The following is a 23,542-nucleotide window of genomic DNA, read 5'->3' on the forward strand; positions in this document are numbered from 1 at the left end:
CCGCCACACCGGTGCCGCCGTCACCGCCAGCGCCGCCGTCACCGCCAGCCCCTCCGTGACCGCCAAACCCGATCACGCCGGCGTTGCCGCCGGCACCCCCGGCCCCACCAGCCCCTCCGACCGACCCGTCGCCGCCGCTGAGACCGGTCGCACCGACAACGCCCGCCCCACCGACTCCACCGGCGCCGCCAGACCCGATCCATGCGGCATCACCGCCGGCCCCGCCCCGACCACCAACAGCGCCGGTGCCGCCTGCACCGCCGGAACCACCGTCACCCAACAACACGCCGCCGCGACCGCCGGTGCCACCGTTACCGCCAACAGCCGTCGCATCGCTGCCACCTGTTCCGCCCGCACCGCCGTGCCCAATCAGCGGCGCGAGGCCACCCGCACCACCGGCAGCGCCACTGCCACCGGCCCCGCCTGACCCGCCAGAACCCGACAACCAACCGCCACGACCACCGGCCCCGCCGACCGCACCGGCTCCGCCGGCGCCACCGCTTCCGCCTCTGCCGATTAGCCCAGCATCGCCACCGGTGCCGCCGGCTTGCCCTGCCGCACCCGAGCCCCCGGCGCCGCCATTGCCCAGCAAGATCCCGCCAGAGCCGCCACTTGCCCCCGACCCCGGCGCCCCGTCGGTGCCATTGCCGATCAGTGGACGTCCCACCAGCGCGTAAGTCGGCGCGTTAATGATGTTTAGCAACGGCTGCAAAGGCGCTGCGTTGGTGGCCTCCGCCACGGCATATGCGCCCGAACTAGAGGTCAGCGTTTGCGCAAACTGATCATGAAACGCCACCATCTGAGCGCTCAACCGTTGGTAGGCCTGGCCGTGTCCGGAGAAGAGTGAGGCCAGCGCTTCCGACACCTCATCGGCAGCGGCAGCCAATATGGTCGTCGTCGGGACCGCTGCGGCCGCATTTGCCGAGCGCAACGATGAACTGATACCTGACACATCGGCCGCTGCCGCCCGCAACACGTCCGGGCTGGCCACCGTGAACGACATCATCTCGATCCCCTTTGTCCGAGACCGCTTCGCGCTAAAGCGAATCCTCCAGCAATCAATCTGGCTCACCGGGCACTTCAGCTCCCTCGGCCGCATGGCGGATTCAACGGATGAAATTCCCTCCCCCGATTGGGGGAGAACAGCGAGGCTGTCAATATCGACGAATTGCCTGCGCACTTGGTTTAAATAGGCTGCATCAGTGCATGTTTGGCACGTTTAGAAGACTCGGGCCGACCGCGTTGACAGTCCCATTTCGAGGCGAAGTCCAACAACGAGACCGCTTGCCGATTCCTGGAAATTCACTATGAATTGGAGGCGATCCTGGCTGATGCAGCTAAGCAATGGTTGGGGTGAGACGCCTACTGCAGCAGGGCAGCAGACTACCGGCTGTCGCTGCGGCGCGGCCATCGGCTTCGACCTAGGGAGACGCGATGGATTTCGCGAGGTTACCGCCGGAGCACAACTCGCGGCAGATGTTTGCTGGCGCAGGATCGGGGCCCATGCTGGCGGCCGCGGCGACCTGGCAGGGGTTAGCGGCCGAGCTCGGGTCATCCGCGGCCGCATTTTCATCGCTGACCTCGGGACTGGCTGGTTCAGCGTGGCAGGGCCCGGCTTCAGCGGCCATGGTGGACGCAGCCGCACCCTACGCGCGCTGGTTGAGTGCGGCGGCAGTGCGGGCTGAGGAGGCAGCTACCCAAGCGCGGTTAGCGGCAGCCGCATTCGAGGTGGCGCAAGCCGCAACAGTGCACCCAGAAGTAATCGCGGCCAACCGCGCGCGGTTGGTGTGGCTGGTGACCTCCAACCTGTTAGGCCAAAACACGCCGGCCATCGCCGCAGCTGAGGCTGAATACGAGCTGATGTGGGCCCAAGATGTGGCCGCCCTGCTCGACTATCACGCGCAGGCATCCGCGATCACTTCGGTATTGACTCCTTTCGCTTCGGCCATGCCCGCGCCGGTCAGTGCTGCACCCGCGGCGGCAGCAGCCGAAACCGCAGTCGGCCCGCTCAATCGGGTGGGCTTGAATCTGGGCTTTGCGAACGTGGGCAGCGCAAACATCGGCAGCGGAAACATCGGCGACTTCAATCTCGGCTCCGGCAACGTGGGCAGCAGAAATATCGGTAGCGGAAACATCGGCAGCGGAAACCTCGGTTTCGGCAACACCGGCCCTACGATGGCTCCCGCCATTCACAACGTCGGCTTCGGCAACACCGGCAGCAACAACATCGGCTTCGGCAACACCGGGGACGGCAATATCGGCTTCGGCAACAGCGGCGATGGCAACATCGGCGTCGGGCTGACGGGGTCGGGGTTGACCGGTCTCGGCGGCCTGAACTCGGGAACTGGCAATGTCGGCCTGTTCAACTCCGGCACCGGAAACGTCGGTATCGGCAACTCCGGCACCGGGAACTGGGGCATCGGCAACTCCGGCAATAGCTATAACAGCGGGTTCGGCAATTCCGGAGAAGCCAACACGGGCTTGTTCAACTCCGGGACAGCAAACACCGGCATCGCCAGCGCCGGCAGCTACAACACGGGCAACTACAACACCGGCGGAACCAATACCGGCAGTTTCAACAGTGGCAGCTACAACACCGGCTTCTTCAACAGGGGCGACTACAACACCGGCCTGGCAAACACCGGCAACGTCGACACCGGCGTGTTGATCTCGGGTAATTACAGCAATGGCCTGCTGTGGCGAGGAAACTATCAAGGCCTGAGGTTCGGGGGTCCGGGCTTCGGAAACTCGACCGATATCCCGTCGTCGGGCTTCCTCAACACCGGTTCGGGAAGCGGTTCGGGAGTCGCGAACTCCGGGGCGAACAATTCCGGATTCTTCAATTCATCGAACATTGGAGTCTCGGGCTATTACAACTCCGGCGGGCTGGCCTCTGGCCTGGTGAACTCCGGCAATACCCTGTCGGGGTTACTCAATGTGAGCTTATTGGGCGGCGCGACACCCGCCTTTATTTCCGGCGCTCTCAACACCGGCAGTTATATGGCGGGAATCCTCGGCGGACCGTCATCCTTCAATCTCGGCTTCGCCGACCAGGGCGGCCGAAACATCGGCAACGCAAACATCGGCGACGCAAACTTGGGCAGCGGAAACGTCGGCAACGCGAACGTCGGCAGAGGAAACGTCGGCAGCTCCAATTTGGGCAGCGGCAACATCGGCGACACAAATATCGGCAGCGGGAACATCGGCGACGAGAATCTGGGCTTCGGAAGCCAAGGCATCTCAAATTTCGGCTTCGGTAACTTCGGCGACTACAACCTGGGCAGCGGAAACCTCGGCAGCCACAACCGGGGATTCTGGAACGTGGGTGACGCCAACTTGGGCATCGCCAATGCCGGCGATAACAATGTCGGCCTTGCCAACACCGGCAGCAACAATATCGGGATCGGGCTCACCGGCAGCGGCGAAGTCGGCTTTGGCACATTGAATTCCGGCTCCGGCAACATCGGCGTGTTCAACTCCGGCACCGGCAATATCGGCGTGTTCAACTCCGGCACTTCCAACGTCGGCATTGGAAACTCGGGCACCGGAAACTGGGGCACGGGCAACGCGGGCACTGGCAACACGGGCCTCGACAGCACGGGCAGCTACAGCACCGGCCCCTGGAACGCGGGCACCGCCAATACCGGCATCGCCAATGCCGGCAACTACAACACCGGCGTTTTCAACGCGGGCGCCACAAACACCGGCAGCTACAACGCCGGTGGGCACAACACGGGCGGGTTCAACCCGGGCAATTACAACACGGGGCACTACAACCCAGGCGACGTTGACACCGGCGCCTTCAACACGGGCAATTACAACAACGGCTTCTTCGTAGCCGGCGATAACCAAGGCCAGATCAGCGCCGATGTCGCGATCGACATTCCGGCTATGCCCATCGACATAGAGTCCGTCAATCCCATAGACCAAATAATGGTCGTCGGCGGACAGGTGTACACAATCCCGGGCTACACGTACCCCAAAACGTATTTCTTGGGTGGTGACTTTTATTTGGGGCCGGTCGACATCTCGTCGTCCACGCTCACCGCTCCCACGGTGACAATCGATATCGGCGGACCGACCACATCCGTAGACGCCACACTCGTCGGAGCTTTCGAGGGCGGCACAATCCAGTTCATCAATATCCCGGCGGCGCCGGGATTCGGGAACTCGACCACCAGCCCATCGTCGGGCTTCTTCAATTCCGGCACCGGCAGTGCCTCGGGCTTCGGCAATGTCGGCGCCAACAATTCGGGCTTCCGCAATGTGTCGCTGGGCAGCTCTGGTGTCTCGGGCTACCGAAACGTCGGCTCGCTGGAATCGGGCGTGGCCAACCTGGGCAACACCGTATCGGGCTTCTACAACACCAGCATCCAGGACGTCGCGACCGCAGCCAATGTCTCCGGGTTCGCGAACATTGGGACGAACGTGGCGGGCGTGCTTCGCGACAGCACAACCGGCATGGTCTTCAACCTGGGCTTCGTAGACGTCGGCGCCTACAACCTTGGCAGCGGAAACGTCGGCAACTACAACCTGGGCAGCGGCAACCTCGGCGACCACAACCTCGGCAGCGCCAACATCGGCAGCGGCAACGTCGGCTTCGCCAACACCGGCAACGCCGACCTCGGACTGGCCAACCTCGGCAGCAACAACCTCGGGCTCGCCAACACCGGCAACCACAACATCGGCTTGAGCAACACCGGGAACAACAACATCGGCATCGGGCTCACCGGCAACAACCAACTCGGCGTGGGCGCCCTGAACTCCGGCAGCGGCAACATCGGCCTGTTCAACTCCGGCACCAACAACATCGGCATCGCCAACTCCGGCACCGGCAACTGGGGCATCGGCAACTCCGGCAGCTACAACACCGGCCTGGCCAACCCCGGCCGCGCCAACACCGGCCTGTTCAACGCCGGCATCGCCAACACCGGCATCGCCAACCTCGGCAGCTACAACACCGGCAACTACAACATCGGCGCCACCAACACCGGCAGCTTCAACCCCGGCAACTACAACAGCGGCTTGCTCAACACCGGCGACTACAACACCGGCCTGGCCAACTCCGGCAACATCGACACCGGCGCCTTCAACACCGGCGACATGAACAACGGCCTGTTGTGGCGGGGCGACAGCCAGGGGCTGATGGGCTTCGACTACACGATCCACATGTCGGAGATCCCGTTGAACATGGTCGCCACCATTCCGATCGATATCCCCATCGCGGCCAGCTTCACCACCACCGTCTACAGCGGGATAACGATCGACGACATCCCGTTCGGAACCACCGCCAGCCTCGGTCCCATCCCCGTTCTGGACGGAACCATCAATTCGCTGACCATTCCGCCCCTGTACGCCAGCGGCCCCACGCCGACGATCCAGATTGGCAGCCCCGACGGCTCGACGGTCATCGTCATCCCCATTTCCGCCAGTGTGGGGCCCGCCAACTGGACAGTCATCGACTTCGGCGGTGCTCCGGGATATGGAAACTCGACAACCAGTCCGTCGTCGGGCTTCTTCAATTCCGGCACCGGCAGCACCTCGGGTCTGGGCAACGTCGGCGCCAACACCTCGGGCTTGTTGAACTTGGCCTCGGACAGCTCAGGGCTGTCGGGCTACAAGAATGTGGGCGCCTTGATATCGGGCGCGTCGAATTGGGGTAACACCGTTTCCGGATTTCTCAACACGAGCACAGCGAGTCTCGCGTCACCGGCCAATGTCTCCGGCGTGGGAAACATCGGTGCCGACCTCTCGGGCCTATTCCGTGACGGAGCAACGGGGACAACGGCTTTCAACGTGGGCCTGGCCAACGATGGCTCCCTGAACATCGGCTTCGCCAACCTCGGCTCGCACAATTTCGGCAGCGCAAACATCGGTGACGCCAACCTCGGCAGCGGAAACGTCGGCAACCACAACGTGGGCGGCGCGAACATCGGCAGCTTCGATGTCGGTTTCGGAAACCACGGCTCACACAACCTCGGTTCGGGAAACTTCGGCAACTCCAACATCGGAACCGCGAACCTCGGCGACCACAACCGCGGTTTCGGAAACGCGGGCGACGCCAATAGCGGCTGGGCGAACACCGGCTCCGGCAACGTCGGCTTTGCCAACACCGGTAGCAACAACATCGGCGTCGGGCTCACCGGCGACGGCCAGATCGGTTTCGGCGCACTCAACTCCGGCAGTGACAACACCGGCTTGTTCAACTCCGGCACTGGCAACGTCGGCTTGTTCAACTCCGGCACCGGCAATGTCGGCATCGTTAACTCGGGCACCGGAAACTGGGGCGTCGGCAACAGCGGCAACACCAACACCGGCTTGCTGAACTCCGGCCAGCTCAACACGGGCTTCGTTACCTCCGGCATCGCAAACACGGGGCTCGGCAACGCCGGCGACTACAACTCCGGCAGCTTCAACGCCGGCAGCTTCAACACCGCGGGCTTCAACCCGGGGTGGTACAACACCGGCTACGCGAATACGGGCAACTACAACACCGGCTTTGCGAACTCGGGCAACGTCGACACAGGTTTGCTCAATTCCGGCAGCTATGACAATGGCGTCTTATGGCTGGGCGACTACCAAGGCCTCAGCAGCTACAACCGCACCATCTCGATCCCGGATACCGCTATCCCGGTGAACGTTTCGGTAAGCATCCCCATCGACATCCCGATCAGCGCCACCCTGGGCAACCTGACCATTCAGGGCTTCACCATTCCCAAGTACACCGCCGACATCGATGTCCTCGGCACCGGAACTAGCCAAGCCATCAGTATCGGCCCCATCACTTTCGGGGATATCAAAATCTCCCTTCCGCCCATCGAGACCACCATCGGCGGACCAACGACCGCGATAACGATCGACGGCACCGGCGCAATCGGCCCCATCGCCATCCCAGTCATCGACAATCCGGCGACGCCCGGCTACGGGAACACCACCAGCACCCCGTCCTCGGGCTTCTTCAACTCCGGCGCGGGAAGCTCATCAGGTTTCGGCAATGTCGGCACCAACAACTCAGGTTTCTTCAACTCGGCCTCCGGCGGCTCGGGAATCTCGGGCTATAAGAACGTCGGCGACCTGGTGTCGGGCATGGCGAACTTCGGCAACACCATGTCCGGATTCCTCAACGTCAGCACCGTGGACCTCGCGACGCCCGCCAACGTCTCCGGCGTCGCAAACAGAGGCACGGACCTCTCGGGCTTCTTCGGCAATTTCGCGGTGTCAAACGTGGGCGTGGCCAACAACGGCAGCCACAATCTAGGCAGCGGGAACGTCGGCGAATACAACTTCGGCAGCGGAAACGTCGGCGATCACAACGTCGGCGGGGCCAATATCGGCAGCTTCAACGTCGGCTTCGGCAGCCACGGCGTACACAATGTCGGTTCGGGAAACCTGGGCGACCACAACCTCGGCCCGGCAAACCTCGGTGATTGCAACCGCGGGTTCGGGAACGCGGGCAATGCCAACACCGGCTTCGCAAACACCGGTAGCGCAAACGTCGGCTTTGCAAACACCGGCAGCAACAACATCGGCATCGGGCTCACGGGCAACGGCGAGATCGGGTTCGGCGCGCTGAACTCCGGCAGCGGCAACATCGGCCTATTCAACTCGGGCACCGGCAATATCGGCGTATTCAACTCCGGCACCGGCAACATCGGCGTAGCAAACGCGGGCACCGCCAACTGGGGTATCGCCAACACAGGCATGACGAACACCGGCTTGGAGAATGCCGGCGGTTACACCACGGGACTGTGGAACCCGGGCACCGGCGACACCGGCATCGCCAATGCGGGCAACTACAACACCGGCGGCTACAACACCGGCAGCACGAACACCGGCATCGTCAATCCGGGCAGCTACAACACCGGGCTGGCGAACACGGGCAGCACCAACACCGGCAGCTTCAACGCCGGCGACTACAACACGGGGCTACTCAACGTCGGCAACTACAACACCGGCCTGGCTAACACCGGCAACGTCAACACCGGCGCCTTCGATGCAGGCAATTACAGCAACGGCTTCTTCTGGCGGGGCGACTACCAGGGCCTGCACGGCTTCCACGCTGGAATCCATATTCCTGAATTCTCGGTTCTCAACGCCGACATCGCGATCCCCGTCAATATCCCGATCACACTCGATGTCGCGAACATCGTCATCGCGCCCTTCAATATTCAACCGATCACGGTCAGCGTCCTCGGCTCGTCATATCTGAGCATCACCTTCGACACCATTTCCATCCCGACCCTCACCGGCATCTTGCCCACGGTCAATGCGCTCATCGGTGGACCCGATACGTCGATACCCATCTCGATCTCCAGCGGCTACGGCCCCATTGACATCACATTCATCGACATACCGGCGGCGCCGGGATACGGGAACTCGACGACCAGCCCGTCATCGGGCTTCTTCAACTCCGGCACCGGCAGCGCATCCGGCTTCGGCAATGTCGGCGCCAACAATTCGGGCTTCCGCAATGTTTCATCCGGCAGCGCAGGCGTCTCGGGCTACCGAAACGTCGGCTCCCTCGGGTCAGGCGTCGCCAACTTCGGCAACACCATCTCCGGCATCTACAACACCAGCACCCAAGACCTCGCCGCCGCGGCCAACGTCTCCGGCGGGGCGAACGTCGGCACCAACCTGACCGGCGTGTTCCACAACAGCGACGTCACGGCCGGACGAGTTGTCAACCTCGGCTGGGCAAACGCGGGCCAGCTCAACGTGGGCTTCGGAAATGTCGGCTTCGCCAACCTGGGCAGCGGCAACCTCGGTGACCTCAACGTCGGTAGCGGCAACCTCGGCGACCACAACCTCGGCAGCGCCAACATCGGCAGCGGCAACGTCGGCTTCGCCAACACCGGCAACGCCGACTTCGGACTGGCCAACCTCGGCAGCAACAACCTCGGGCTCGCCAACACCGGCAACCACAACATCGGCTTGAGCAACACCGGGAACAACAACATCGGCATCGGGCTCACCGGCAACAACCAACTCGGCGTGGGCGCCCTGAACTCCGGCAGCGGCAACATCGGCCTGTTCAACTCCGGCACCAACAACATCGGCATCGCCAACTCCGGCACCGGCAACTGGGGCATCGGCAACTCCGGCAGCTACAACACCGGCCTGGCCAACCCCGGCCGCGCCAACACCGGCCTGTTCAACGCCGGCATCGCCAACACCGGCATCGCCAACCTCGGCAGCTCCAACACCGGCAACTACAACATCGGCACCACCAACACCGGCAGCTTCAACCCCGGCAACTACAACAGCGGCTTGCTCAACACCGGCGACTACAACACCGGCCTGGCCAACTCCGGCAACATCGACACCGGCGCCTTCAACACCGGCGACATGAACAACGGGCTCTTCTGGCGGGGCGACAGCCAAGGCCTGATTGGTGCGTATTACGCAATTACCATCCCCGAAATGCCCGGATACTTCGACGTCCGGATCCCGATCAATATCCCCATCACCGTCAACGTCACCGACGTCTCTATCAACGCTTTCACTATTCCCAAGATCAACTTCAGTGGCTTGGACGACGGTATCGGCGGTGAAGTCGTCGGCTATCTCGGCCCCATTAGTGTTTACGGTGCCCAGACCGGCGATCCGCTGATAATTTCCTTCGGCGATCAACCCGCGGTGGGGATCAATGTGGGCAGCCCGGACGGTTCAACGGTGATCCAAATCGGTGGAACGGGTGGTGTCGGCCCCGTCACCATCCCGATCATCGATGTCCCGGCGGCTGCGGGCTTCGGAAACTCCACGAGCAGCCCGTCCTCGGGTTTCTTCAACTCCGGCAGCGGCAGCGCGTCCGGCCTCGGGAATTTCGGCCCCAACAATTCGGGCATTCTCAACTCTTCTTCCGGACTTGCCGGCAATTCGGGGCTGCAAAACTGGGGATCTCTACAGTCCGGGATGGCCAACTATGGCAATACCGTTTCCGGCCTCTACAACACGAGCACGCAGGGCCTGGCGTCGACGGGCAACGTCTCGGGCTTTGCAAACGTTGGCGCCAATCTGGCCGGTGTGCTGCGGGACAGCGCAACCGGGACGATTTTCAACGTGGGCCTCGGAAACGAGGGTCACCTCAACGTGGGCTTTGCAAATGTGGGCACCTACAACCTCGGCAATGGAAACGTCGGCAGCTACAACCTGGGCAACGCAAACGTCGGCAGCTACAACCTGGGCAGCGGCAACCTAGGCGAGCACAACCTGGGCAGCGGCAACATCGGCAACGACAACATCGGCTTCGCCAACGCGAGCCCGTCCGCGTCGGCGGCCGTCCACAACATCGGGTTCGCCAACACGGGCAGCGGCAACATCGGCTTCGGCAACAGCGGCGACGGCAACATCGGCTTCGGCAACACCGGCGACGGCAACATCGGCATTGGGCTCAGCGGCAACGGCCAAACCGGCTTCGGCGCGCTGAATTCGGGCAGCGGCAACATCGGCCTGTTCAACTCCGGCACCGACAACATCGGCATCGGCAATTCCGGCACCGGAAACTGGGGCATCGGAAACTCCGGCAGCTACAACACCGGCATCGGCAACACCGGCAGCACCAACACCGGCCTGTTCAACGCCGGCATCGCCAACACCGGAATCGCTAACGTCGGCAGCACCAATACCGGCAGCTACAACGCGGGTAACACCAACACCGGCAGCTTCAACCCGGGCAACTACAACACCGGCTTGTTCAACCCGGGCGACTTCAACACCGGTTTGTTCAACACCGGTAACTCCAACACGGGCCTGGCCAACTCGGGCAATGTCGACACAGGCGCTTTCATTTCGGGGAACTACAGCAACGGCGCCTTTTGGAGAGGCGACTACCAGGGTCTGATTTCTGTTTCGTACTCGTCGACCATTCCCGAAATCCCTTGGTACTACGACGTGAGCGCCCCCATCGATATACCGATCACGGGCTCCATCAACGAGATCACGATGGAAACATTCCACATTTCCGACATCCCCGTGAAGGTCCAATTGAAGCAAAAGATCTGCATCCCGGGGACATCAATTTGCTGGACCATCACGACAACGGCGTACGACGGCACCATCGGTGGCTGGACAATCGATGCGTTCGCTCTGCAATCCGCGGTCACCGTGGACACGGTCCTCAGCCAAACAATCGATTACTCGGGCAGCGGAACGTCGGGACCGTCCACGTTCGGCTTTGGCTACCAGCAGAACCCGGGATTCTTCAACTCGACCACCGACCCCTCATCCGGCTTCTTCAACTCCGGCAGTGGCAACGGATCAGGTTTCTTCAACTCCGCGGCGGGCCCCGTGTCGGGTCTGGCGAATGATTTCGCCTACAGCTCAGGTATCGGCAATGGTGGGGGCGCAGGAAATTCGGGCTACATAAACTACGGCGCGGTGGAGTCGGGCTTCGCCAACCTGGGCAACACCATGTCGGGATTGTTCAACACGAGCACCCTCGACCTCACCGAGGCCGCGTTTGATTCAGGCATCGCAAACATCGGCACCAGCCTCTCCGGCCTCTTCAACAACGTCTTTGTGTCTTAAGGGCCAGCCGTCCAGCCGTCAGCCGGCGACCAGATCCCGGCGCTGGGTGAATTTGATGTCCAAGCTGCGCAGGTAGGTTTGCAATCCGGCGTCCTGCACCGGAATCAGGTGCGCAGGCGCATCGGTCTCGTTGTAATGGGCGTGCCACATCCCCGGCGGAGTGGTGAAAGCCCCACCGGCCTGCCAGTCGACCCGAATCGGGTCGACAATCTCGCCCCGCTCGTCCAGGCGAGTGCCCAACAGCGTGTAGCAGCCTTTCGGCGGTGCATCGAGGATCAAATCCAAAGCGACCGACTGATGGCGGTGCGGCCGCTGCTCCTGATTGGGGGGCAGGACACCGAACATCGCCCACAGCACATGAGTGATGGTCAACGTCTGCTCCTGGTTGGCATTGGCGAGCAGGACGCTCACCCGGCTCTTGTCGTTGGCGCCGGGGCGCGCGGCTATCTCCTCCAGCTTGGCCACCGCGTCCGAGCGGCGGAACTTAGTGGCCCGAAACTTGGGCCGGGTCGCGTCGACACCCAGGTAGCGCAGCAGCGGCTCGTCGTGCACCCAATACATGGCCGCTTCCGCGCCGGCATAGAACACCGAGCGGCATCCCGCGGGCAGGGTCAAGAAGTCGCCCTTCTCCCACTCGACCAGCCGGCCATCGATTGCTGCGAAACCGCGCCCGAAGAGTACGTAGTACAGCTGGGAGGTGGCGTTGACCACCGTTTCGATCTGCTCGCCGTCGCGGATGCGCAGGAAGTTCGCCAATAGCGCGGGGCTGGTTGCCGTGGTGGTGATCCCGAGTTCGGCGGACAAATCCAGCGGCAGCACGCCGGTGGGTTGATCCAGGTAGATCTCCGGGCCGAATTGGACGATGGGCATTCCCGGCATGTGTCCCGACCCGATGGGGTTGGCCGCCTTCGAGTACTCGAAAAGACGCGCATCATCAGCCCAGCTGACAAACCGGCCCTCGAACCCGTACTCAGCCACATTGGTCATCGGCGCCGGAATCGTCGGGTCGAGGTCCACCGGCCCGGCGCCGACCTCTGGTATCGCCATGCCACCTTCTTCCCTCGCAGGCAAAATACGACTTATACTTTGACTGTATCTATCTTGTATCTCAGTTGCAAGAAAGGGTGGCTTGTGGCAGCCAAGGTGTCTGGTCCGCCGCGAGGTACGGCCAAGGACCGTGCTTTGCACTACGTGAAGACCCAGGTGCTCACCGGAGCACTTCCGGGCGGCGAACTGATAAGCGAGGGTGATGTCGCGACGGCGCTGGGAATGTCACGCACCCCGGTCCGGGAGGCATTCTTGCGACTCGAAGCCGAAGGGTTGCTGCGCTTGTATCCGCAGCGCGGGGCCCTCGTGGTGCCGGTTTCCCCCGAAGAAGTCCGGGCGGTCATCGAGGCCCGGCTGGTTTTGGAGCAATTCGCCGCACTCCAGGTGGTTAGGCGTGGTCCCGTTGCCTGTTCAGCGGTATTCGAGCGACTTTCCGGGGCGTTGCGACGGCAACACGATGCCGCCGAGGCGTCGGACTGGCAGGAATTCTTAGCTGCCGACCGCGAGTTTCACAGCATCACCCTCGAAGAGTCGGGTAACACCATTTTGGCCGGCTTCTACTCGTCGCTGCGGGATCGTCAGATGCGCATGATCCGCGAATCGGCAATGGGCGATCCGCACCGCATGGCCACGATCATGAACGAACACCGCACGATCGCCGAGGCCTTGCGCGACGGGGATCTGCAACGATCCCTGGCCGCAGTGCGAACCCACCTCGCCAGCACGGTACGCGCACTTGGTCTTGCCATCGACCCGCTCTCCCCTATCAGCGACGACGACACGCCTCGATAAGACGCTCATCCACTGCCCGCGAGGTAGCCGGCAACGAAATCCGTTGTGCAACGATGCCATTCACGCCACCCCCGCACCATGTAGTGACCGGCGCCCTCGATTCCGACCCAGTGCGCATCGAGGCCGCGAGCGCGTGCGCGACATGTTTGGGCACGTGAATCGGTCGGATCCGTCCAGGTGTCGCCGGTCCCGTGCACGACGAGCAGGCGTGTGTGCGCCGGGATCCGATCGCCGGCCCCGTTCACCCACCACGGCGCCAGCGCGACGACGGCACCGACGTCGCTGCGCGCCGCCAACCGCGCCGCGACCCGGCCGCCCATCGAATGTCCAACCAGGACAATGTTTTTCGGAGCGCATCGCTCGCTGAGCTCGTCGAGCGCCCGATCGGCGTCGCGTACAGCGTCCAGATTCGGACTGTTCCATCCGCGACGGCGGTACTGTACCCGTCGCACGACGACATCGGGGCCCAGTCGCCGGCGCAGCGCGCGGGCGACGAACATCATCCGCAGGTTGGCCAGCTGCCACCAGTGCGACGCTTCATCGCTGCGCACCTTGCCGCCCGGCAGAACCAATACGCACCCCTGGTTGCGTCGCGTCACGATGGTGATTCGGAGCCGACGGCGGTGTGGTTAGGTCTGCTCGTACGTTCCGTGGATGACCGCCCGCGCGATCGCATGCTGGAACAAGTTGAACCCCAAGAAGGCGGGACTGGCGTCTTCGGTGAGATCGAGCTTTTCCACCTTCACCGCATGCACCGCAACGTAGTAGCGGTGTGGTCCGTGCCCCGCCGGCGGCGCGGCCCCCACATAGCGGCGCATGCCCGCATCGTTGACGAGGGTCAGCGCGTGCCCAGGCAACTCCCCGCCGTCGCCGGCCCCCTCGGGCAATTCGGTGACGTCGGCGGGCAGGTTGGCGACCGCCCAGTGCCAGAAGCCGGACAACGTCGGCGCGTCGGGGTCATAGACAGTGACCGCGAAACTGCGGGTCTCCTCGGGGAATCCCGACCAGCTCAGCTGCGGGCTGACGTCTTCGCCACCGGCGCCCATGATTCCGCTGATTTGCGGAGTGGCCAGCGGCTGCCCGTCGGTGATCGAGTTCGAAGTCAACGTGAAAGACGGCAGCTTGGGCAGTGCGTCATACGGGTCGGACGGCGATGCCATGGACAGTCCTCTCGGGTAATCGGGCGGAATCTCTAGCAGTGTGTCAGGAAGTGCGCCAGCACGTCGGTGCCGAACCTCAACGCGTCGATGGGTACCCGCTCATCGACGCCGTGGAACAGCGATGAGAAATCCAGATCCGGCGGCAGCCGCAGCGGACTGAAGCCGAAACACCGAATACCCAAGCGCGCGAACGCCTTTGCGTCAGTACCCCCGGAAAGCATGTATGGAACCGTGCGGCCATCCGGGTCGATCGCGAGCACCGCGGCGTTCATCGCATCGACCAGCTCGCCGTCGAAACTGGTCTCGTACGACGGCAGATCCCTGACCCACTCCCGTGCCACATCCGGGCCGATCAGCGCGTCGATCTCGGCTTCGAACGCCGCTTTGCGACCGGGCAGGATGCGACAGTCCACCACTGCTTCGGCGACGGCGGGAACCACATTGGCCTTGTATCCGGCCTTGAGCATCGTCGGGTTGGCCGTGTCGTGCAGGACGGCTTTGAGCATGCGAGCCACGGGGCCGAGCTTTTCGATCAATCCGTCCAGATCGGGTGAGTCGATGTCGAACGGGAGGCCGGTCTCTTCGCTCAACGCGGCGAGGAAGCTGACCACGGTGTCGGTACGCACCAGCGGAAACTGATGGCGACCCACCCGGGCGACCGCCTCCGCGACAGCTGTGACCGCGTTGTGGTCATGCACCATCGAGCCGTGGCCGGCCCGGCCCCGCGCGGTCAGCCGCATCCAATTGATGCCCTTCTCGGCCGTCTCGATCAGGTACAACCGGCGCTCGCCGCCGTCGCGGCGCGGCACCGTCAGGGAAAAGCCGCCGACTTCACCGATTGCCTCGGTAATGCCTTGAAAAAGATCGGGCCGGTGGTCGACCAGCCACTGGGCACCGTAGGTACCGCCGTGCTCCTCGTCGGCGACGAATCCGAACACCAAGTCGCGGGGCGGCACGATGCCCTCGCGCCGGAAATGCCGCGCCAGCACGACCATCATGCCGACCATGTCCTTCATGTCGACCGCACCGCGGCCCCACACATACCCGTCTTCGATCGCACCGGCGAACGGGTGAACACTCCAATCGGCCGCTTCGGCGGGCACCACGTCGAGGTGGCCGTGGATCAGCAGGGCGCCCCGCGAGCGATCGGCGCCCTCGAGGCGGGCGAACACATTGCCCCGGCCCGGCGCCCCGGACTCGACGTATTCGGTCTGGTAGCCGACCTCGGCGAGCTGCTCAGCGATCCACTGCGCGCACTCGGCTTCGCCCTTGGTCGTCTCGGGTTCACCCGTATTGGAGGTATCGAACCGGATCAGCCTGCTGACAACCTCGGCAACGTCATCGGCGGGGCGGGCTGGCGCCTCAGTCTCACGGGTCACAGTCACCTTTCCTACCACTTGATGGCGGTGCTGGTGTGACTGATGATGATCGCCGAGCCGGGTTGGGCCTGCGCAGACCTATCCGATAGCCTTAGCTGCCAACTCATGTGGTTGCTTTGTCCGAGTGGCGGAATGGCAGACGCGCTAGCTTGAGGTGCTAGTGCCCTACTAATGGGCGTGGGGGTTCAAGTCCCCCCTCGGACACATCCGGCGACACGACTCAGATCGGCCGTCGCCTTGATTTGTCTCAGATGCGGATCGTAGTCAAGGCGGAGTCCCAGGCTCGCGTACACCTGTGCGCGTTCCGCCCCGGTTGCCTGACCGAGCACGGCAGACGGCCCGCCCAACTCCTCGACCAATTCGCTGATCTGTGCGGCAGACATGACGCGGGGCCGCTCCGCTTGCTCAAGACGGGCCTTCAGCTCGTCGCGCTCGGCGGTGCGGCGACGCAATGCGGCGGTCAGGTCCTCCACGGCGACGCCAGACTCCAGCGCGGTAACTAGCGCAGCGACCTTGCCATTGGCCTCGCTGAGCTGGCGCTGCAGAGCGGCATACCCACTGCCTGCTGCCGGGTCCATCTCCTGTCCGCGTGCGAGGTCTTCCGGATCCGCCAGGGTGGCGATCCATTCGTCGAGTCGCGCTGTCACCTCCTCTTCGCGGAGATAGACGGTGCGCGGATGATCACTCAGGTCCACAGGCACAGAACGTGATTTACCCAGTTCACAACGGTAGAGGATGCGGGTCGTTCGTTTCCCCAGGCGAGCGGCGCCCTGCATTCGCCGTCCACACGCGGCACAGAACAGCAGCCCGCGCAGCGCATACGGCACCGTCGATTCTCTGCTACACACAAGACCGGGACCACGCCGTGCCTGCGTCCGAAGAAGAACAGCCTGCACCAGTTCATCGGAAATCAGCGCTTCGTGCGTGCGGCGGTCTGGTGCGATCCAGTCGGCCTCATCACGCCACCGCATCCGGGTCTTATACCCCGCCGCGACATCGTCGGGGTTGACCAGGACCTCGTATTTCTCCTGCTTGCCCCAAACACGGATACCGCGATACGCCGGGTTGTCGAGTATCGCGCGGATTGCCGAATGGGACAGGTGCATCAACACGAATCGATGGCCTCTGACCTGCGATGTGAGAACTTTCTTTACTGGTATCAAGGCTAACTCCGGGATTGCGAAGCTTAGAGTTCTGTCAGGTTTGTGACCACTGCGAAGCGTCTAACTGAGCAAAGACCAGCCCTCTCGTCGACGACGATGTTGATCTTCGCCAGTGGACTTGCGACTCTTGCGAGCCAACCGGCCACGAGTCCAACCTTCGCAGGCGTTTGAACACCGACAGGGACAAATAGTCTCTCGACCGACTGCGACTGTGGGTGCGGGAAGACTTCTGTCAGTATGTCGTTGAGGCCGCCCGCGGCGAGATCTGGCACTGCAGCGAGGTCCTCGATGTGGAGATCTCCCGGATCTGATGCTGTCGTGCCAAATCGGAAGTGCCCCAAAGGCCCTGTGCAGTAGGAGCTGATGTAGTGGGCGAGGAGGCGGGTCGCCTCTGCGTGCTTGTCCGGATTCGGTGCGATGTCATCTTCGTCGGTGATCCAAAGCAAGTTCTGGCCGTCGGCCCGGACGCCTTCAACAAGGATCCCAGCCAAATGGCCAATTACCGTCAGCTTTCGGAAAGCCCGTGGCGCCCAGAGCCCTATTCGTCCGAATGCTGTCTCGGTCCAGGGCTCCTCGCTGAGGCGGTGCGTCGCGTTCTTATCGACAGCGAAGTTGATCAACAGGCCCTCAAGCTGATCTGCAGCCTCCAAATAGTTGGGCAGAGACTTTAGCCGCACCTTGTCGTTGAGTCGTTTGTACGACATCCGACGCTGCGTTCCTAGCTCGCCTTCACGCAACTGCTGACGTAGGCTCCGCCAACTTGAAAGTCCACGAGGGGTGGTCGCCAAGAACGAGAAGACCTCAAAGTGGGCGTCTTTGTGTGTTCCTCCGTAGTCGCTGAACAGGGCAAGAGAGGGCGAGGTTCGTATCGATCGCACACTGCTATCACACGAAGACGATGGCGATTCACCGATTCGATCGCTGATTTCAGTGGCCAGGTCGGTGCCCTCCCTTCCCAGGCGGCGCCACCTGCCGGCGCCTGGGCGTTCATCGGATATTTCGGGACCTCTGTTCATGTGGCTATTCTCTAAGCTTCTATCTACAACCGGCCGCACGTCAGAATGTGAACGCGTTCAAGTCAGGCTGAACAGCGCGTCGATCAGTATCGATAAGCGATTCCGCAATGTTGATTTATTGCCGCACGACGAGTCGCACCTGTCACACTGGTCACGTTCGGCTCATGTGAATACCCTGTCAGTGCTGCCCACAACAACGAGGAGCAAAGGTGGCCACCAAGAGCGCGATCGAGTGGACCGAGACCACCTGGAACCCTGTCACAGGGTGCGACAGGGTGGCAGCTGGATGTGATAACTGCTATGCGCTGGCCTTGGCCAAGCGGCTCAAGGCAATGGGCGTCGCTAAGTACCAAAATGACGGTGATGCCCGAACTAGTGGGCCCGGATTCGGCGTGACGGTTCATCCCAATTCGCTCCGCGAGCCCTACGGTTGGGGAGGATCGCGATTGGTATTCGTGAACTCGATGAGTGACCTTTTCCATGCCAAGGTTCCAATTAGCTTCATACGTAACGTTTTTGAGGTCGTCCGGGAAACCCCGCAGCACACATATCAAATCCTGACCAAACGTGCTCAGCGACTTGAGAGGGTCAGTGATCGCCTGGAATGGCCTGAAAACTTATGGATGGGTGTGTCAGTCGAGTCCTGCCAGGTCACCAGACGAATAGAGCGGCTCCGTAGTGTTCCGAGCGCTCGCCGATTCCTATCTTGCGAACCATTGTTGGGTCCTCTTCCGAATCTGGATCTCGATGGCATTCATTGGGTAATCGTCGGTGGCGAATCAGGGCCACGCGCCCGACCGATGGACGCTGCTTGGGCTACAGAAATCCGTGACCAGTGTCTTGCCGCCAACGTGGCTTTCTTCTTCAAGCAGTGGGGTGGTCGTACCTCGAAAGCAAACGGTCGCATCCTCGAGGGCAGGATGTGGAATGAAATGCCACAGATTGCGGGATAATTCGCACAGTTGATCTGAATGTCGGGGAATCTTGTCGAACGTCCTGGGCGTCGGTAGCAGTCGGCCGAGCGTTAGACCTCGGTTACCGAAGGAGCGTGACATGTCGGGAAAGAACCCAGTGCCATGGGAAGCCGATCCACACACCAAGACCAAACACGCGCTCTACAGACAATACCTTGGCAAATGGATGCCGATCATGGTGAACGGTTGGGGAGCAAACATCACCTACGCTGAGGGTTTCGCCGGGCCCGGCGTTTACCTGGATGGCGCGCCTGGGTCCCCCGTGATTGCGTTGCAAACCCTTGTCGGCAATCCCAAGATCAGGACGAAGGTCAAGACCGGCGGTATTCGCTTCATTTTCGTCGATCACGATCAGCGATGCATCAGCATGCTTCCCGGGGAGCTGTCCAAGGCGGCAGCCCCAGTACCGCTCGATGAACTGGCACAACACGGGGTGCATGTCTCGATCGAAAAGGGAGAGTGCGAACCGCGGCTTGCGGAAGTGCTGACCCGAGAGAATGCCTGGAAGCGGCCAATTTTGGCTGTGCTCGACACCTGGGGCGGAGCGGTGTCGTTTGATCTGGTGCGGCGCATAGCGGACAACCCTGGAAGCGAAGTCATCATTACAATGAAACCTCAGTATTTCTCACGCTTCGCCAACGCTTCCGACATCACCCACGGCGACAAAGTCTTCGGCGGGACGGCGTGGCGCGAGGTAGCGCAACAGTCATCCGAAGCAAAGGAGCGCTGGCTGTTACAGCGATACCGAGGCTCGGTCCATGCGGCCGGCTTCCCGTATGTTCTTGACTTCGAGCTGGTTGACGCACGTGGAGAATCGCTATTTCTCGTTTTCGGGACGACGCACCCGAAGGGCCTCACCAAGATGAAGGAAGCGATGTGGGAGGTCGATGACATCGCGGGGATCGGCTATCGGGACCCGCGCGACCCTGCCCAACAGACGTTGGCGATCGAACTCGAGCCGCACACGGCCCCGCTGCGTCGCTTGGTAGTAGATCACTTGAACCTGCTCCCGGGTAACCGATCTCCAATACACGAGATCCGAAAGTTTGCGCTTTACAACACCGTTTTTAAAGAGAGTCAGGCTATGGTCGTGGTCCGCGAGATGGTATCCAGCGGTCTGTTGATTAGAGCCGACGGAGTCCCTACCGACGCGGGTCTTTCATTCCAGCATGTCGTCTCGCTCCCGACCGCAGGATAGATCGCTGGCCCAATCAGCTGTACTGCCGACAGGCTTGGTGCCGCGGCGAAAAAGCTGCGGTACATAGAAATTGACGATTATGGGTATCCCGGCTCGTCACTCGGTTACGAGGCTCGTGTGTCGTAGCTCTGAAGATCCACTGCTGTTTTGAGACTCACCGACAACTACGGTCGAAGTGGGTGCAGATCCAGCTGTGCGGGCAGAGTCTCCTGTCAGGATGAGTCAGACCAGATGTTCGATGTTCATGTCGCCCCAACGTTGTGCGAGGTATTCGGCGACGAGCCGTCGATGACAATGGTGAGGTTTGTCTTCGCTGCACAACAGGACCGCGTTGTCGAGCAGTGCTTGCGGGACCGTCTCCTCGATGCGACGCGCCTTAATCAGGTCTGTGAACTGAGATTCGTACTCTGCCCACGTTCTTTCGCCGCGCTTCTTGTAGCTGTCGAGCATCTCTTGCGTCGGTGCCAGCTCCGGGCAATGCACATAGTCCATGTTGCAGATCGCTCTGAGGAAGAACTTCAGATCATCCCGCTTTGCGAAGCCTGCCAATTGCGACACATTGTTCAGTCGCACGTCGACAAGCCGTGTGGCCTGCGCTTCCTTCAGCAAACCGAAGAATCGTTCAGCGGATTTCTTGGTAAATCCAATCGTGTACAGCTTCATCGATCGGCTGCTACTTCTGCGCCAAATTCCGGTTGTACGTAAGCAATCCGCTGTTCCTGCCGAGTGAGAGCTTCTTGCAAGAGCTCAGCCGGCGAGCGGAACAGGTCGGCTTGATGGAGGCCAAATCGAATCATTAGCCGGTGCATTGCCATCGCATGGCTCTCTGTGCGCCCGTCGCGGTGGATGTGCTCGATTGTCAACCCGTGGTGAATGAGAACCTGTGAGATGAGAACCGTTCGGTGACAGTCGAGTGGCTCCGCCTCGCTGCACATGATCGCAATCCGATGCACTTTGATGCCCCGGAGAAGGAGTTCGATGCCGTTGCGGAACTCTGAAGTATGCGATAGGCGTTGGTACTGGACTTGACCGTCTACGTAACAAGCTGGGTCGTTGGTACGGGCGCCGAGTTGCGTTCCTAGGAACACATATCTGATGCCCGCTGCATCCAACGTGCCCTCAATTGCCTGCTTGTTGAACTGAGGATTATGCCGACTCATAGGCACCGAACGGACGTCCGCGATCGCGGTAACCCGGTTTCGCTGAAGCAATCTCAGGAAAGTCGAGGAGTCGTGCGTTGAGTGGCCAATCGTGAACACGTTGTTCGCGTTCAATTGTTGCTCCCCCCATGCACTTTCGCCTTCTGGATGATAGCGGCCACCAACTTGGAAGAATATCCTCTGAATGGCAACGCGAGGCTCACAGTCAAGAATGATTCGCCAAGCTGGTGCACGCCCAGCGACTGTCCATATGATTCCCAATACACAGGGTCAGTGACTTTCAATGCGTATTCGGTGCCGGCATGATGGAATCGCGCTAGCATCTTCGTCTTCCCGTAGTCGGTGAACACCTTAAGGTCAACATTTTCGACGCGGATGAACGTCAGCGATGTCCCTAGGCTGCTCGCATCCTCTGGGGATACCAGGTCGTTGACGCCAGTTTGAGTTTTGTCGTTGTTGGTCCATAGCGATTCAGGGTGCTCTTCAAGTGCGGCAAGGATTTCCAAGTCGGCTTGTCCGTCCTTCTGCCATGGAGAATAGCTTGCGTCGAGAAGCCAATTCTCCGTCTGGTAGTTGTACGGCACTCGTTTGCTGAGACCGATCGTAACGACGTCAAGCACCCGCAGGGCCGCCCCGTCGGAGAGCACCTGTTCCGGGACCGAACCGCTGGGAGGAGCGCTCACCGGGCGTATCCAATGGCGCGCGCCGTCGATTCCCGCGATACATCTTCCATCAGGCTTGTAGGAGTTCGCTAGACACACAATCATCTTCAGCTCCACCATCGGAACACCTCGCAACTTGCGACCGATCCGCGAGAGGCGATCGGAATCCGTCGGCGGTTCTTGGCTGTTGTCATGACGCGACTGCCTGCCGTGTGGGGAGGGATTGGGGCGTCATCCCCACCAATTGCCGGAATCCGTCAGCATTTTCGAGCCGACGCACCAAATGCTCCACGTATGCCGAGCTGTATGTATAGTCCCGATGCGGCTCGTCATAGCGGCAGTACTGTTCAATTGTCCGTTCAGGGTTGTTGCCACCCCATCCGGGGCGTACGGCTTCGGCCTTCCACGCCCTCACGAAGTGGGCCATGTTGAACACGAACGGAATTCGTGCGGCGACGGCTTCGACGACCTGACGCGGCTTCATCCAGCCGCAGTTGCTCACGTCACGCTGTTGTTCGCGGACAATGACCAGACCCGTGTCCCTGATCAGCGCCTTCTCTTCGTCGGTCATATCGGCGGCGCGTACGAACTGAATCGGCGTGGCAGACGCCGGGTTCTTCACAAGCTCTAGGTAGACGCGGAGCCGCATGTCGTACTTGTCGTCGTCCCGAACGTCGTTCGGGAGGCTGTCGGCGGAGTGAACGATGAAGCGCTTGAGCTCATTGGGCAGCTTGGAGTGAAGCCGCTCGAGCGCCTGCTGGCCTTCGGCCGTGAATGAACCGATGAAGACCGGGAACCGCAGCTTGGTTGCGAGCGAGAATCGGATGCCAAACTGGTCGGTCAGCTCCTCCTCGAAGTTCAGCAGCAGCGCCTGCGAGCGTCCACCAACCGCCAGGGCGAGTTCCTGCTGGAACTTGGTAAATCGGTGCTCGACCTTGTTTCGCAGCGCGATGAAGAACTCGATGTTCGCCCGCACGGCGGTTTGGTCAGGCCAGCGTTCAATGACACACTTGGCCAACTCCCACGTCTTCGGCTCGCCATCGACCTTCTCAAGGCGTCGCGGGTTGGCCTTCATGCGGTAGCGATAGTCGATGCCGTCGCGTTGAAACTCGGCGTGCAGCACGTAGAGCCACGCCAGGTGCATATGCACGATGAAGCCCTCGAAAGAGCGCGGCTCCGAGGGGTCGTTGTACAGGCGAACAGCAAGGCATGCCTCGGCGCGCGCGGCATCGACCAACGCCTTCCAACGTGCGGGGCGCGCCACGGTCGATCACTTCCTTCCGGCTGCTCAGCGTACAGCGGCGCGCCGACAACGCGCGGTATTTGATTCTGTAACTACCGGCGTGTCGCGGGCTGCGTCCGACGGTCTGTGGGCGAGCAGCTCCATACTGAGGGGCTTCGGTCACATGACCGGAGCTGGCGCCGGCGGTGTCTCTGCGGGTCTGCATGTTGCTGCATCCGGACA

The 23,542-nt window shown here is 61.8% G+C and carries 14 protein-coding genes, 1 tRNA gene and 1 pseudogene; 5 read left to right on the plus strand and 11 right to left on the minus strand.

Going from position 1 to position 23,542, the window contains the following annotated elements; translation table 11 throughout:
- On the minus strand, positions 1–1,003 hold a 1,003-nt coding region (locus AWC27_RS15170; RefSeq protein ID WP_139837023.1), incomplete at its 3' end, for a PE family protein.
- A gap of 431 nt (positions 1,004–1,434) precedes the next feature.
- Here AWC27_RS15170 and AWC27_RS15175 point away from each other — a divergent pair.
- Positions 1,435–11,526 (plus strand): PPE family protein, encoded by a 10,092-nt coding sequence (locus tag AWC27_RS15175; protein WP_085671236.1) that lies wholly within the window; start codon positions 1,435–1,437, stop codon positions 11,524–11,526.
- Positions 11,527–11,544: 18 nt separating this feature from the next.
- Here AWC27_RS15175 and AWC27_RS15180 read toward each other — a convergent pair whose 3' ends face one another.
- Positions 11,545–12,573 carry a cupin domain-containing protein gene (locus tag AWC27_RS15180; protein WP_085671237.1) on the minus strand — a complete coding sequence of 343 codons (1,029 nt, stop codon included), beginning with the start codon at positions 12,571–12,573 and terminating at the stop codon, positions 11,545–11,547.
- A gap of 135 nt (positions 12,574–12,708) precedes the next feature.
- Here AWC27_RS15180 and AWC27_RS15185 point away from each other — a divergent pair, with 135 nt between their 5' ends.
- Positions 12,709–13,365 carry a GntR family transcriptional regulator gene (locus tag AWC27_RS15185; RefSeq protein ID WP_264079435.1) on the plus strand — a complete coding sequence of 219 codons (657 nt, stop codon included), beginning with the start codon at positions 12,709–12,711 and terminating at the stop codon, positions 13,363–13,365.
- A gap of 5 nt (positions 13,366–13,370) precedes the next feature.
- On the opposite strand, the gene AWC27_RS15190 is transcribed toward AWC27_RS15185, so the two are convergent.
- Genes AWC27_RS15190 through AWC27_RS15200 form a run of 3 tightly spaced genes read right to left on the minus strand, consistent with a single transcriptional unit; the run spans position 13,371 to position 15,904 of the window.
- A complete protein-coding gene (locus tag AWC27_RS15190; protein WP_245847144.1) occupies positions 13,371–13,964 on the minus strand; it encodes an alpha/beta hydrolase in 594 nt (197 codons plus the stop codon).
- Positions 13,965–13,994: 30 nt separating this feature from the next.
- On the minus strand, positions 13,995–14,525 hold the full coding sequence (locus tag AWC27_RS15195) for a YbhB/YbcL family Raf kinase inhibitor-like protein (RefSeq protein ID WP_085671240.1): 531 nt from the start codon (positions 14,523–14,525) through the stop codon (positions 13,995–13,997).
- Positions 14,526–14,557: 32 nt separating this feature from the next.
- Positions 14,558–15,904 (minus strand): M20/M25/M40 family metallo-hydrolase, encoded by a 1,347-nt coding sequence (locus AWC27_RS15200; RefSeq protein ID WP_139837024.1) that lies wholly within the window; start codon positions 15,902–15,904, stop codon positions 14,558–14,560.
- A 118-nt stretch (positions 15,905–16,022) separates the two neighbouring features.
- Between AWC27_RS15200 and AWC27_RS15205 the strand changes: the two genes are divergently transcribed.
- Positions 16,023–16,108, plus strand: a tRNA-Leu gene (locus AWC27_RS15205).
- Here the strand turns inward: AWC27_RS15205 and AWC27_RS15210 are convergent.
- A pseudogene (locus AWC27_RS15210) lies at positions 16,090–17,001 on the minus strand (recombinase family protein); the annotation flags it as partial. The gene AWC27_RS15205 and the pseudogene AWC27_RS15210 overlap by 19 nt on opposite strands.
- 89 nt (positions 17,002–17,090) lie before the next feature.
- Positions 17,091–17,771 carry a hypothetical protein gene (locus AWC27_RS15215; protein ID WP_085671242.1) on the minus strand — a complete coding sequence of 227 codons (681 nt, stop codon included), beginning with the start codon at positions 17,769–17,771 and terminating at the stop codon, positions 17,091–17,093.
- A gap of 521 nt (positions 17,772–18,292) precedes the next feature.
- On the opposite strand from AWC27_RS15215, the gene AWC27_RS15220 reads away from it, so the two are divergent.
- Together AWC27_RS15220 and AWC27_RS15225 are read left to right on the plus strand one after the other, a co-directional pair.
- The gene (locus AWC27_RS15220; RefSeq protein ID WP_085671243.1) at positions 18,293–19,036 is read left to right on the plus strand and encodes a DUF5131 family protein; all 744 of its coding nucleotides are present in this window, start codon (positions 18,293–18,295) and stop codon (positions 19,034–19,036) included.
- A 100-nt stretch (positions 19,037–19,136) separates the two neighbouring features.
- The gene (locus tag AWC27_RS15225) at positions 19,137–20,255 is read left to right on the plus strand and encodes a three-Cys-motif partner protein TcmP (RefSeq protein ID WP_085671244.1); all 1,119 of its coding nucleotides are present in this window, start codon (positions 19,137–19,139) and stop codon (positions 20,253–20,255) included.
- A gap of 222 nt (positions 20,256–20,477) precedes the next feature.
- On the opposite strand, the gene AWC27_RS15230 is transcribed toward AWC27_RS15225, so the two are convergent.
- The 4 genes from AWC27_RS15230 to AWC27_RS15245 form a co-directional block, all read right to left on the minus strand.
- Positions 20,478–20,918 (minus strand): DUF488 domain-containing protein, encoded by a 441-nt coding sequence (locus AWC27_RS15230; RefSeq protein WP_085671245.1) that lies wholly within the window; start codon positions 20,916–20,918, stop codon positions 20,478–20,480.
- Positions 20,915–21,529, minus strand: a complete 615-nt coding sequence (locus AWC27_RS15235; RefSeq protein ID WP_211281636.1) for a DUF488 domain-containing protein — start codon at positions 21,527–21,529, stop codon at positions 20,915–20,917. The genes AWC27_RS15230 and AWC27_RS15235 overlap by 4 nt, the downstream gene beginning before the upstream one ends.
- Complete coding sequence (locus AWC27_RS15240; protein WP_139837025.1) at positions 21,526–22,197, minus strand: dual OB domain-containing protein; 672 nt, start codon at positions 22,195–22,197, stop codon at positions 21,526–21,528. The genes AWC27_RS15235 and AWC27_RS15240 overlap by 4 nt, the downstream gene beginning before the upstream one ends.
- A gap of 70 nt (positions 22,198–22,267) precedes the next feature.
- Positions 22,268–23,341, minus strand: coding sequence for a DUF3644 domain-containing protein (locus AWC27_RS15245; protein WP_085671248.1), 1,074 nt, complete (start codon positions 23,339–23,341; stop codon positions 22,268–22,270).
- Positions 23,342–23,542 lie beyond the last annotated feature (201 nt).

Origin of the sequence: Mycobacterium szulgai (assembly GCF_002116635.1) — a bacterium.
GTDB lineage: Bacteria > Actinomycetota > Actinomycetes > Mycobacteriales > Mycobacteriaceae > Mycobacterium > Mycobacterium szulgai.